At 66.4% G+C, this 12,981-nt stretch carries 10 protein-coding genes; 6 read left to right on the top strand and 4 right to left on the bottom strand.

Going from position 1 to position 12,981, the window contains the following annotated elements:
* Nucleotides 1-62 precede the first annotated feature (62 nt).
* Complete coding sequence (locus tag ABNW52_RS00180) at nucleotides 63-974, top strand: LysR substrate-binding domain-containing protein (protein WP_349582362.1); 912 nt, start codon at nucleotides 63-65, stop codon at nucleotides 972-974.
* A 99-nt stretch (nucleotides 975-1,073) separates the two neighbouring features.
* Nucleotides 1,074-2,180 carry an agmatine deiminase gene (gene aguA / locus ABNW52_RS00185; protein WP_349582365.1) on the top strand — a complete coding sequence of 369 codons (1,107 nt, stop codon included), beginning with the start codon at nucleotides 1,074-1,076 and terminating at the stop codon, nucleotides 2,178-2,180.
* Nucleotides 2,181-2,443: 263 nt separating this feature from the next.
* Here the strand turns inward: aguA and ABNW52_RS00190 are convergent, their stop codons facing one another.
* From ABNW52_RS00190 to ABNW52_RS00205, 4 genes are all read right to left on the bottom strand, one after another.
* Nucleotides 2,444-3,478, bottom strand: a complete 1,035-nt coding sequence (locus ABNW52_RS00190) for an ABC transporter substrate-binding protein (RefSeq protein ID WP_349582367.1) — start codon at nucleotides 3,476-3,478, stop codon at nucleotides 2,444-2,446.
* A 342-nt stretch (nucleotides 3,479-3,820) separates the two neighbouring features.
* Nucleotides 3,821-4,135 carry a cupin domain-containing protein gene (locus ABNW52_RS00195; protein WP_349583642.1) on the bottom strand — a complete coding sequence of 105 codons (315 nt, stop codon included), beginning with the start codon at nucleotides 4,133-4,135 and terminating at the stop codon, nucleotides 3,821-3,823.
* Nucleotides 4,136-4,413: 278 nt separating this feature from the next.
* Nucleotides 4,414-5,460, bottom strand: coding sequence for an HD-GYP domain-containing protein (locus tag ABNW52_RS00200; RefSeq protein WP_349582369.1), 1,047 nt, complete (start codon nucleotides 5,458-5,460; stop codon nucleotides 4,414-4,416).
* Between the two features lie 169 nt (nucleotides 5,461-5,629).
* Nucleotides 5,630-6,529, bottom strand: a complete 900-nt coding sequence (locus ABNW52_RS00205) for a LysR family transcriptional regulator (RefSeq protein ID WP_349582371.1) — start codon at nucleotides 6,527-6,529, stop codon at nucleotides 5,630-5,632.
* Between the two features lie 241 nt (nucleotides 6,530-6,770).
* Here ABNW52_RS00205 and speB point away from each other — a divergent pair, with 241 nt between their 5' ends.
* The 4 genes from speB (at nucleotide 6,771) to betA (ending at nucleotide 12,975) form a co-directional block, all read left to right on the top strand.
* Entirely contained in the window at nucleotides 6,771-7,748 is a 978-nt protein-coding gene (speB, locus tag ABNW52_RS00210) for an agmatinase (RefSeq protein ID WP_272764875.1), read from the top strand.
* A gap of 60 nt (nucleotides 7,749-7,808) precedes the next feature.
* Nucleotides 7,809-9,320: an aldehyde dehydrogenase family protein gene (locus tag ABNW52_RS00215; RefSeq protein ID WP_349582373.1), complete on the top strand. Its 1,512-nt coding sequence runs from the start codon at nucleotides 7,809-7,811 to the stop codon at nucleotides 9,318-9,320.
* A gap of 314 nt (nucleotides 9,321-9,634) precedes the next feature.
* On the top strand, nucleotides 9,635-11,140 hold the full coding sequence (locus tag ABNW52_RS00220) for a purine-cytosine permease family protein (protein ID WP_349582376.1): 1,506 nt from the start codon (nucleotides 9,635-9,637) through the stop codon (nucleotides 11,138-11,140).
* Nucleotides 11,141-11,289: 149 nt separating this feature from the next.
* Complete coding sequence (gene betA / locus ABNW52_RS00225; RefSeq protein ID WP_349582378.1) at nucleotides 11,290-12,975, top strand: choline dehydrogenase; 1,686 nt, start codon at nucleotides 11,290-11,292, stop codon at nucleotides 12,973-12,975.
* Nucleotides 12,976-12,981 lie beyond the last annotated feature (6 nt).

Genomic DNA, 12,981 nt, shown 5'->3' on the forward strand with positions numbered 1-12,981 from the left:
CGGCCGTTGCACGCTGCGGCCAACGTTGGCCGCCGGCGGCGGCGATGCGGTAATCTGCCAGCATGCGAAAACTTCCTCCCCTTGGCGCGTTGCGAGCGTTCGAAGCCGCCGCGCGGCATGGCCACTTTGGCAAGGCGGCCGACGAGCTGTGCGTAACCCACAGCGCCATCAGCCATCAGGTGCGCGCGCTGGAAGCGGCGCTGGATAGCGTGTTGTTCGAAAAGCACGGCCGCCTGCAGCGGCTGACCGATGCCGGACAGCGGCTGCACTATTCGCTGCAGCAGGCGCTGGACATCATGGCGGAAGCCTGCGGCAATGCGGCCGCGCCCGGCATGAGCGGGGCGCTGAAAATCTCGGCGCCGGCGGAGCTGGCGCAGCGACTGCTGCCGCGCCTGATCGGCGAATTTGCCCAGCGCCATCCGGGCATCACCCTGCATTTGCTGGTGCACGACAGCGATGCGACCGAGATCAATCCGGCCGCCGACATCACCATCCTGTACGCGATGAGCGACAGCGACTGGACACGATACTGGGTGGTGCCGTTCCGCGCCATCGAGTTCTTTCCGGTATGCCACCCGTCGCTGATCGAAGGCGACAACGCGCTGCGCCAGCCGCAAGACCTGGCGCGCTACTGCCTGCTGCACGACGATGCCGATGGCAAGACCTGGGCCACCTGGCTGGGCGCCCATGCCGCCACGCTGGCGATGCCGGCGCGCAACATTCACTTTGCCCATTCCGGGCTGGCCATCGAGGCAGCGTTGCAACAAACCGGCGTGTGCCTGGCCGACGAGCTGACCGCCGGCGACGAGCTCAAGAGCGGGCGGCTGATACGGCCGTTCCGTGGCGCGGTGCCGTCGCCCGGCAACTACTATCTGCTGGCGGAACGGCGCAAGCGCGACGATGTGCGGCTGGCCAGCTTTGTCGGCTTTGCCGGTCTGGCGCGCTACTTATGTGAAAACGATTCACCGGTCTGACAGATTTCATCATTAGTCGGCGAGAAAAATTCACCATACCCTGTGCCTTGCCTGCCGGCATGTCGCCGCTGGCGCCACCCATCCTGCCGGAGCTTCCGCATGGCACAGACGCTGACTTCCCTTCCCCGCAACGACGGTTTTCGCTGCCCCGGCGAATTCGAGCCCAAGGCCGGCTGCTGGCTGGGCTGGCCGGAGCGCCCGGACGTGTGGCGCCACGGCGGCAAGCCGGCGCAGCAGGTGTGGGTGGCCATCTGTAGTGCCATTGCCGACAGCGAGCCGGTGACGGTGTGCGCATCGGCGGCGCAGTATGCCAACGCCCGCGCCATGCTGCCGCCGCACATCCGCGTGCTGGAAATGAGCGTCAACGATGCCTGGTTCCGCGATACCGGTCCGGCCTGGCTACTGAACGACCACGGCGCGGTGCGCGGTGTGGATTTCCAGTTCAACGCCTATGGTGGCCTGGACGGCGGCCTGTATTTCCCGTGGGATCGCGATGCGCAGATCGCGCAGAAGATTCTGGAGGCGGAGCGGGTGGCGCGCTACCGTGCGCCGTTCATCGCCGAGATGGGCGGCATCCAGTGCGATGGCGAGGGCACGGTGCTGACCACCGAGCAATGCCTGCTCAACGCCAACCGTAACGCCCGGCTGGGCAAGGAGGCGATGACGCAGTACCTGCTGGATTACCTGGGCGCCAGCAAGGTGATCTGGCTGCCGCGCGGCTGCAAGTTCGACGAAACCGACGGCCATATCGACGACCTGGCCTGCTTCGTGAGCCCGGGCGAAGTGGTGATGCAGTGGAGCGACGACCCCAGCGACCCGCAGTACGACATCTACCAGGAGGCCTACCGCATCCTGGCCGCCAGCACCGACGCGCGCGGCCGCCAGCTGCGTATCCACAAGCTGCCGGCACCGGCACCGCTGGTGTGGACGGCAGAGGAGGCCGCCGGGCTGGACCACGGCGAGCACGCCATGCCGCGGCTGGCCGGCACCCGCATCTGCGCTTCCTACATCAACTACTACCTGGGCAACAGCGTGCTGCTGGTGCCGGAGTTTGGCGACCCTAACGATGTGGCGGCGCAGCGCGTGCTGGCCGCGCTGTTCCCACAGCAGCGGGTGATCGGCATCGCCAATGCACGCGAGATTTTGCTGGGCGGCGGCAGCCTGCACTGCATCACCAGCGCGCAATACGCGCCGCAGCAGCGCTGAGTCGCTGACCCGGCGGCGGCCAACGTTGGCCGCCGCGTCATCCGCCACCGCGCCGCCGCCGGCATTTCCCGCGAACGGCACGGGATGCCGGCGACGGCTTGCCACCGGCGGCAAGTTGACCCCGTCCGGTCCGGCTGGCGCCAGCGCGGTCTGGGCCGGTTGATAGCGTGCTGGCGCCCGCCGCGATGGGCGGGGCGGCGGGCGGAAAATGGCAACAGGCCGCAGCAAGCACTGCGGCCAACGTTGCTGGGGGTGGTGCGGGTCTAGCGCGCCGCCCAGGCGTTGAAGCGCTCCTCCAGCTCCTCGCCGTGTTCCACCCAGAAGTTCACGTCCAGCGCCGCGGCGTTCTTCAGGTTGGCCGGCCAGGTCGGCAGGTTGGCCGCCACCTTGGCGTCCACCTTCGGTACCGCCTTCAGGTTGGTCGGGCCGTAGGCGATGCGGTTGGAGTAGATGGCCTGGTTTTCCGGCTTGCCGGCGTTCTTGATGAAGGCCAGCGCTTCCCTGGCGTTGGGCGAGCCTTTCGGCACCGCCCAGAAGTCCACGTCATAGATGCTGCCGGTCCACACCACTTTCAGGTTCTTGCCTTCCTTCTGCACCGCGTCGATGCGGCCGTTGTAGGCCGAGCTCATCACCACGTCGCCGGAGGCCAGGAACTGCGGTGGCTGGGCGCCGGCTTCCCACCACTGGATGTTGGGCTTGAGCTGGTCCAGCTTCTTGAAGGCGCGCTCCACGCCCGGCTTGCTGGCCAGCACCTTGTACACCTCGGCCGGCTTGACGCCGTCGGCCATCAGCGCGAATTCCAGCGTGTACTTGGCGCCCTTGCGCAGGCCGCGCTTGCCCGGAAATTTCTTCACGTTCCAGAAATCGGCCCAGTTCTGCGGCGCGGTTTTCAGCCGGTCGGCGTTGTAGGCCAGCGCGGTGGACCACACGAAGATGCCGGCGCCGCATTCGGACAGCGCCGGTTTCAGGTAGTCGGCCCTGTTGCCCAGCTGTTTCCAGTCGAGCTTCTCGAACAGGCCGTCTTCGCAGCCGCGCATCAGCTCCGGCGCCTCCACTTCCACCACGTCCCAGCTCACCTGGCGGGCATCGACCATGGCCTTGATCCTGGCCATTTCGCCGTTGTAGTCGCCGGCGGTCACCTTGTGGCCGCTGGCTTTCTCGAAGGTCTGGTAGTAGGCGACGGCCTGCGCGTCCTTGTTGGCGCCGCCAAAAGACACCACGGTGATGTCCTTGGCCAGCACCGGGCTGCACGCCGCGGCCACGCACAGCGCGGCAAGGTGGGGGATGAACTTGTCCATGCAAAGTACTCCTTTTGGTGTGTGTAAGGCGGGGTGCCCCATGCAGGGGTCTGGTGTGCTGCTTGTGTGTTTACTGCGGAACAGGTGCTGGTGCTGCGGCAGATGGGTGCCGCGGGCCGGACAAACGGCTGGCAGGGAGGTGGGGGCGGCGCGGGCCGGGTGCCCGGCGCTGCCCACGGTGGTCAGCGGTTTGACAGGGGCAGTCTACGGAGCGGCCTTGGATAGCCAAAATATTTAAAAACTATCCACAAGATAATTTTTACGTATGCAATGACGAAAAAAAGCCGCGCCGGGTGGGCCGGCGCGGCCAGTGCAAGCAGACTCGGAATCAGGGGGTGGCGCTTACTCGCTGCCGGCGCGTTCGATCACCAGGATGCGCGCCTCGCCTTGCGGGTGGGCGACGTGCTCACAGCCGGCAGCGGCGTGGAAGATGTCGCCGGCCTGCAGCTGCAGCACCTGCTCGCGGCGCTCGGCATCGAGATAGTGCATGCGCACGCGGCCATCCAGCACCACGAACAGCTCCTCGCCGTCGTTGACGTGCCAGTGGTAGGGCTGGTCGGTCCAGTGCAGGCGGGCACTGGTGCCGTCGATGTTGGCGATGTCGCGGGCGCCCCAGGCACGGCTGGCGGTGAAGTCGCGGGCGCGGATCAGTTGCATCATATTGCTCTCCGGTTGGGCGGCCGGCACAAGGTTGGCCGCATGGCATCAGCAGAATCAGCCGCCATTGTGCCGGCGGCGGCGCCGCCTGCCCGGGGGCGTTCGCGCCGAGTGGCGGACCGATTGCGCCAAGAGATGACGCGGGCTGTGCCACGGGATGCCGGCGTGGGGCCGGGCGTCGCCGGCGGGGGGCGTGGTGGTGGGCAGGGCGGGGCGGCGGAAAAGCGCGCGGGTGCCCGCCGGGCGGCCGCATCAGGCGGCGGGGTGGTGTCGCCGCCTCAGGCCGGCAGCGGCCACAGCGCGCCCAGTTTCTGCAGGTGGCGTGCCTCCACCTGCACGGTCAGCTGGCTGGCGATGTTGCCGTCGGCATCCAGCCGCTGTTCCAGCTCGCGCAGCGGCGCCAGTAGCGGCAGGTTGAGCTGCTCGCCCTGCGCCACCACGATGGCGGTGTCGCCGCTGGCCAGACGCACGAAGCTGCCGCTGGGGTAGACCCCCAGCAGCTTGACCAGCTGCGCGGTGTAGCGTGGGTCGAACTGTTCGCCGCTCTGGGTGTATAGCTGCGCCAGCGCGCGCTGCGCCGGTACCGGCTGGCGGTAGCTGCGCGGCATCAGCTTGGCGGTGGAGATGTCGATCACGCGCAGCAGCTGCGCCAGCGGTGAGGTCTGTTCCTGGCGAAGGTGGAAGGGGTAGCCGTTGCCATCGAAGCGCTCGTGGTGGCCCAGCACGCACGCGTGCAGCAGCGGGCTGGCGAAACCCAGCTCGCGCAGCAGCGCCGAGCTGACCAGCGGGTGGATTTCCAGCCGTTTGCGCTGGCTGGTGCTGAGCGGGCCTTCGTGGCGCGCCAGCTCGTTGTGCAGTGTGGCCGAGCCCAGGTTCATGCACAGTGCGGCCAACATCAGGCTGTCCTGCTCCTCTGGCGGCAGTTGCAGCACGCGGGCCAGCAGGCAGGCAAGCAGTGCCGCGTTGATGCCATGCTGGGCGGTGTAGTCCTGCCACGGGCACAGCATGATAGCGGCGATGGCGCCATCCGGCGTGTGTTGGACCAGCGCCTGCAGCCGAGCCAGCAGCACGCCGATGTCCTCGCCCTGCAGCGTGGGCGGCGGCAGGTACAGCAACTGGCCGAAATAGCGGGCCAGCGTCAGCACTTCCTGCAGCGCATCGTGCTGGCGCGCGGGCGCCGGCGGCAGCAGCTTGCCCTGGTGCGGGGCATACAGCCGCTGGCGGAACTTGCCGGTCAGCGCAAAGTGCCAGTCGCCTTCCTGCTGCAGCCGGTTCTGCACGAACAGGCCATCGGGCAGGCGATAGTGTGAGGGGTCGATCGTCATTGGGTCGCTTAACGGAAACCAGGTGCAGACCTGTGGCAGCCAGCTTGCCCGGAGGGAAGGCTGGCAATCAAGGCGGTGAAAACTTGAAAGCAACCGCTATTACTGTTGTACCACTCTACCTTTAATGCCTGCTGAATGGTACTGCATGTCCGGCGGTTTGCAGGCCGGATCAGTGTTGTCCCGGTAGCAAATCCGCCATGAAGGCGCGTAGCACGGTCGGCAGCGGCACGCCGCGCCGGGTAATGGCGGCAAATGGCCAGTCGGAGTGAAAGCGCGCCGGCGCGATCTGGCGCATGTCGCCGCTGTCCACCCAGCGGGCGGCATAGTGGCTGGGCAGAAAGCCGATGTAGGCGCCGGACAGGATCAACATCGCCTGTGCCTCGACATTGTCCACCGTGGCCGCCGCCTTGTGCGCCTGCAGCTGTTGCAGGTCGCGCTGCTGCAGGTAGCCGCGCGCCACGATGTGGCTGGCGGCAATGCGCTCGAACAGCCCGCTGTCCTCGTCGTTGGCGGCAAACAGCGGGCTGTAGCGGCTGCAGAACAGGCCGTCCGGCTCATCGTACAGCTGGGCGTAATCCAGCCCGGCCACGCGCAGCGGAAAATGGCCGATGGCGATGTGCAACCGGCCATCCAGCACCCGTTCTTCCAGTTCCGCCGGCATGCCGATGTAGACATCCAGGTGCACATCGTGGCCGCGGCTCACGAACTGGCGCAGCGCGCGCGCCAGCGGCGAATCGGCATCGCTGATGGTGTTGTCGATGATGCCCAGGTACAGCTTGCCGGAGATGTGCTGCTTCAGCGCACTGGTATCCATGCAGAAGGTATCCACCGCCAGCAGCAGCCGCTGCGTCGCCTCATAGGTGGCGCTGCCGTGCTCGGTGAGGCGAAAGCCGCCACGGCCGCGCTCGCACAGCGTCACGCCGAGGCGGGTCTCCAGATTGGTCATCTGCTCGCTGATGCTGGACTGGCTCATGTTCAGCGTGGCCTGCGCCGCGGAGAAGCCGCCGCACTTCACGATGGTCATGAATACCCGCAGCAGCTTCAGGTCGACATCCTGCAGTTGCTTCATGCTTTCTCCCTGCTGCCGATCGCGCTTTCAATAAATATCTTGCGGCGAATGGCAGTGAAAACTGGCTGAATGGCGCTTGTTTTCCAAGGCCCGCCGCCGTTGCGGTTTACTTCGGAAAACCCGATGTGTGTATCTGATCTTTATTATTTTTTCGACGCGAATCTCTGCGCATAGTCATGGAAACACCGGGCGCCATGCAAGCCCCGGCCGGTACCAGTACATCACATGCGGAGAGAGACTCATGTCGAAAAACAGTTACGAAGAAGGTCGCCTGAACCTGCCGTTTGTCGGCCACTGCACCTTCGCCAAAGCCCCGGTCTGCCTGGACTGGGAACGTATCGATGCCGACGTGGCCGTCCTGGGCGCCCCCAATGATATGGGCACCCAGTGGCGTTCCGGCGCCCGCTTCGGCCCGCGCGGCATCCGCGAGGCCTCCACGCTGTTCTCCTTCGGCCATGCCGGCGCCTACGACTTTGAAGACGACGTGATGTACCTCACCCGCGAAGACGTGCGCATGGTGGACGTGGGCGATGCCGACATCGTGCACACCGACATGGCCAGCAGCAACGCCAATATCGAGCTGGCGGTGCGCAAGATCCTGGCCGCCGGCGCCATGCCGGTGGTGCTGGGCGGCGACCATTCCATTCACGCGCCGGTGATCAAGGCGTTTGAGGGCCAGGGCCCGATCCACATCCTGCACATAGATGCCCACCTCGATTTTGTCGACGAGCGCCACGGCGTGCGCTACGGCCACGGCAGCCCGCTGCGCCGCGCCTCGGAGATGGACCACATTGTCGGCATGACCCAGCTGGGCATCCGCAACGTATCGTCCTCCAACCGTGACGACTACGCCGCTGCCCGCGCTGCCGGCTCCACCGTGCTGTCGGTGCGCCAGGTGCGCGCGCTGGGTGCCGAAGGCGTGCTGGCGCAGATTCCGGATGCGGCCAACTACTACATCACCATCGACATCGACGGCTTCGACCCATCGATCGCCCCGGGCACCGGCACCCCCAGCCACGGCGGCTTCCAGTACTACGAGGTGCTGGAAATCATCCAGGGCCTGGCCCAGCGCAGCCAGGGCCGCATCGTCGGCATGGATCTGGTGGAAGTGGCCCCGGCCTACGACCCGACCGGGGTGACTTCCATCCTGGCTGCCCAGCTGCTGATGAACAGCATCGGCTTCATTTTCCACGCCCGCGCCGAAGCACGCCGCGGCTGAACTGCACCTGACGCGCCAGCCTCGCGTAGATGAGGCGGCGTTGAGAAAGAGGAGAACAACATGGATCAAGTCGTACAGCAGTATCTGGCGCAATACGGCGTTTCCGCCGCCACGCGCGCGTTTCTGACCAAGCCGCAAAAGATGTTCATCGGCGGCCAGTGGCTGGACGCCAGCGACGGCGGCAGCTTCCACGTCACCGAGCCATCCACCGAAGGCCGGATCACCAGCGTGCCGTCCGCCACCGTGGCCGACCTGGACCGCGCCGTGGCTGCCGCCCGCGCGCAGTTCGACGGCGGCGAATGGCGCCAGCTCAAGCCGCTGGCGCGCGAACGCCTGCTGCAGCGGCTGGCCGACCTGATGGAGGAGCACGGCACCGAGCTGGCCGAGCTGGAAGCCATCGACATGGGCAAGTCGGTGGGCTTTGCCCGCGATATCGATGTGCAGGGCTCGGTGGACACCATCCGCTACTTTGCCGGCTGGGCCAGCAAGCTGCATGGCCGCACCGTGGAGCCGTCGTCGCTGCCCGGCAACTACCTGGCCTACACCCGCAAGGAGCCGCTGGGCGTGGTGGCCGCCATCGTGCCGTGGAACTTCCCGCTGCAGACCATGGTGTGGAAGCTGGCCGCCGCGCTGGCGGTGGGTTGCACCATGGTGATCAAGCCGGCGGAGCTGACCTCGCTGTCCACGCTGCGTTTTGCCGAACTGGTGCAGGAAGCCGGCATTCCGGATGGCGTGGTGAACATCGTTACCGGCCGTGGCAGCGTGATCGGCGCCGCCATGAGCAGCCATTCCGGCATCGACAAGCTCACCTTTACCGGCTCCACCCCGGTTGGCCGCAAGGTAGGCGCCGCCGCCGTGGAGCAGCTCAAGCATGTGACGCTGGAGCTGGGCGGCAAGTCGCCGGTGATCGTGCTGGCCGATGCCGACCTGAAAGCCGCCGCCGCTGCGGTGGTGAACGGCGTGTTTTTCAACTCCGGCCAGGTGTGCGATGCCGGCACCCGCGTCTACGTGGCGCGCAGCGTGTACCAGCCGTTCCTGGACGAGTTGGTGGCGCTGACCCGCGAACTGAAGATCGCCCCCGGGCTGGACCCGGACTGCTACATCGGCCCGCTGGTGTCCGCGCAGCAGAAAGACAGCGTGCTGTCCTACATCGCCAGCGGCATCGCGGAGGGCGCCGAGCTGCTGTGCGGCGGCCAGGCGCTGCCGGGGCCTGGCCATTTCGTGGAGCCGACCATCTTCGCCCACTGCCGTCAGGATATGCGCATCGTGCAGGAGGAAATCTTCGGCCCGGTGCTGGTGACCCTGTCGTTCGACGAGCTGGACGAGGCGGTGGCGCTGGCCAACGACAACCAGTACGGCCTGGCGGCGGCGATCTACTCCAACGACCTGGGCCTGGTGCACCGCCTGATTCCACGCCTGGAGGCCGGCATGGTGTACGTCAACGCCCACGGCACCATCGACCCGGCGCTGCCGTTCGGCGGGGTGAAGGGTTCCGGCTTCGGCAAGGACCTGGGGCCGGAGCAGCTGGAGCACCTGATGATCAGCAAGGCGGTGTGGATCACGCTGCCCTGACACGGGCAGGGGGCGGCTGTCCATCACGGATCTGTCACGCCCGCCGGCATGGACGATGATGAAAGCAGGAGGAGCGCGGTGCTGCCACGTCAAGCACGCCGCAGCAGGGCTGGCCGCGGCAGGGTGCCGCGGCGGTCCGCTCCGCCAGCACGCATCTCCAGTCGCCGGGGCAAGGTTGGCCGCAAGCCGTAACGGGGTGCCGCCACCCGCCCTTCGCCGTGACGCCGCCGCCTTTGGGGCCGCTGGCGTCAGCTGCCGCCGCGCCCGCCATCGAGCGGGCCGGGCCGGCGCCATGAGATATGCGAGGAGATACCATGAAATCGAACGCGCAAAAAACCGAGCAGGCCGCCGCACCGGGCGGTCTGGAAATCGAAGGTCATTCCATTGACTTCATCCCGGACCATGAACGAACCGACAAGCTGTCCACGCAAGGTCCGTTCTGGTTCGTCGGCAACTTCACCTTCTTTACCATGACCATCGGTTTTGTCGGCCCCAGCGTCGGGCTCAGCGCGCTGTGGACCACCATCGCCGGCACGCTGGGCATCATGTTCGGCACGCTGTTCATGGCGTTTCACGGCTCGCAGGGGCCGCACCTGGGCCTGCCGCAGATGATCCAGTCGCGGGCGCAGTTCGGCTACCGCGGCGTGGTGCTGGTGCTGCTGGCGACGCTGTTCGTGTTCGCCGGCTTCAACATCGTCAACCTGGTGCTGATGATGCAGGGCCTTAACACCCTGTTCCAGTGGGGGCCGATGCAGGTCGGGCTGGCGGTGACCGTGCCGGCGACCATCCTCGCCATCCTCGGCCACGACTGGATGCACAAGACCTTCAAGTGGTCGTTGTTCCTGTCGTTGCCGCTGTACGGCATCGTCACGCTGGCGGTGCTGATGGGCTGGATCCACGACGCGCCGCCGCTGGCCAACGCTCCCGTTGCGGCGCCGCTGGGCTTTACCTGGATCGGCTTCATCGCCCAGTTTGCCGCCGGTGCCAGCTACAACATCGCCTACGCGCCGTATGTATCGGATTACTCGCGCTATCTGCCGAAGAACACCCACAGCGGCAAGCTGATCGCCGCGGTATTCCTCGGTGCGTCGCTGTCCGGGGCGTGGATGATCGCGGTCGGCGGCTGGCTGGGTGAACACCTGCATGCCACCGATGTGCTGGTGGCGCTCAACAGCGTGGGCGCCAGCGTGGCACCGCAGCTGGGCAGCGTGGTGGTGGCCATCACCATCCTGGCCTTTCTGCCGGTGATCGCGATGAACATCTACAGCGCCAAGCTCACCGCCATTACCGGGGTGGACTCCTTCAAGAAGGTGACGCCGACGCCGAAGGTCCGCATCTGGGCGATCCTGTTCGTGGTGTTCCTGCAGCTGGGCGTGGCGATGAGCATCTACACCTCCGGCTCCGGCCTGTCGGTGCTCAACATCTACCTGATCGTGATGCTGTACTTCCTGGTGCCGTGGACGGCGGTGAACCTTACCGACTACTTCTTCGTGCGCAAGGGCCGCTATGCGATTCCGCACTTCTTCCTGCCGCACGACAACATCTACGGCCATTGGGGCAGCCGCGGCCTGCTGGCCTACCTGATCGGCTTCCTGGCCATGATCCCGTTCTTCGCCATCTTCAACGGTCCGCAGGAAGTGTTCGTCGGCCCGCTGGCACGCATGATCGGCAGCGTGGACATGGCCTGGCTGGTGGGGCTGATCGTGTCCGGCGTTGCCTACTACCTGCTGTGCCTGTCGCTGGACCTGGACAAGGAAGAGACGCTGATCAAGCACATCGAAAAGACCTCCCCGCAATACACCACCGGCGAGGGTTGGTAAGCCCGAGCATGCAAACGGAAAGGCTGCCGATGCATTGACCCGGCAGCAGCGGCCCGGCGTTGCCGGGGCCGGCAAACCGTAACCGAAATACTTTGCCTGCAGCCTGGCTGGTAAGCCCTGGCTGCAGGCAGGACAAGGCGAGAAGCATCATGGAACAAACTTTCGACTACATCATCGTGGGGGCCGGCTCCGCCGGCTGCGTACTGGCCAACCGCCTGACCGAGGACCCCAACGTCAGCGTGCTGGTGCTGGAATTTGGCGGCAGCGACAAGAGCGTGATCATCCAGATGCCCAGCGCATTCTCGCTTCCGATGAACACCAAGCGCTTCAACTGGCACTTCGAGACCGAGCCGGAGCCGCACCTGGACGGCCGCCGCCTGCACTGCCCGCGCGGCAAGGTGCTGGGTGGCTCGTCGTCGATCAACGGCCTGGTGTACATCCGCGGCAACGCGCTGGATTTTGACGAGTGGGAGTCGCTGGGCGCGAAAGACTGGGGCTACCGCCACTGTCTGCCGTATTTCAAGCGCGCCGAGAACTACAAGTTCGGCGGCGACGACTACCGTGGCGGCGACGGCCCGCTGGCCACCAACAACGGCAACAATATGGCCAACCCGCTGTACGGAGCCTGGGTGGAGGCCGGTGCCGAGGCCGGCTACATCAAGACCGACGACTGCAACGGCTATATGCAGGAAGGCTTCGGTGCCATGCACATGACGGTGAAGAACGGCGTGCGCTGGTCCACCGCCAACGCCTACCTGCGCCCGGCGATGCAGCGCCCCAACCTGACGGTGATCACCCATGCCATGACCCGTCGCATCCTGCTGCAGGGCAAGCGCGCGGTGGGTATCGAGTACGACCAGGGCGGCAAGACGCACACCGTGCACTGCCGGCGCGAAGTGCTGGTGTCGTCCGGCCCGATCGGCTCGCCGCACCTGCTGCAGCGTTCCGGCATCGGCCCGGCGGCGGTATTGCGCCAGGCCGGTATCGAGGTGAAGCACGACCTGCCGGGGGTGGGCGAGAATCTGCAGGACCACAGCGAAATCTACATCCAGTACGCCTGCAAGCAGCCGATCACCCTCAACGGCAAGATGAGCCTGTGGGGCAAGGCGCTGATCGGCCTGCGCTGGCTGCTGTTCAAGGATGGCTTGGGCGCCAGCAACCACTTCGAGGCCGGCGGCTTTATCCGCTCCGACAAGGGCCTGCGCTGGCCGGACATCCAGTTCCACTTCCTGCCGGCGGCGATGCGCTACGACGGCGACAAGCCGTTCAAGGGCCATGGCTTCATGGTGCTGACCGGGCCGAACAAGCCGAAGAGCCGCGGCTATGTGCGCGCCCGCAGCGCCGACCCGTACCAGCACCCGGAAATCCGCTTCAACTACCTGGAGCGCGAGGAGGACCGCGAGGGCTTCCGCCGCTGCGTGCGGCTGACGCGCGAGATCCTGGCGCAGCCGGCGATGGATCGCTACCGCGGCGAGGAGCTGGCGCCGGGGCCACAGGTGCAGACCGATGCCGAGATCGATGCCTTCGTGCGCGCCAATATGGAAAGCACCATGCATCCGTGCGGCTCCTGCCGCATGGGCGAGGACGACATGGCGGTGGTGGATTCCGAGCTGCGCGTGCGCGGCATCGCCGGGCTGCGGGTGATCGATTCCTCGGTGTTTCCCACCGAGCCAAACGGCAACCTCAACGCCCCTACAATCATGCTGGCCGAACGCGCCGCCGATCTGGTGCGCGGGCTGGTGCCGCTGCAGAGCGATGATGTGCCGGTGGGGCAGGTGGCGGGTTGGGAAGACCGCCAGCGCAGCGGCCAGCCGCAACGCCAGTACGTGGCCTGATTGCTT

Source organism: Vogesella oryzagri (genome assembly GCF_040148885.1).
GTDB classification, from domain to species: Bacteria; Pseudomonadota; Gammaproteobacteria; order Burkholderiales; family Chromobacteriaceae; genus Vogesella; species Vogesella oryzagri.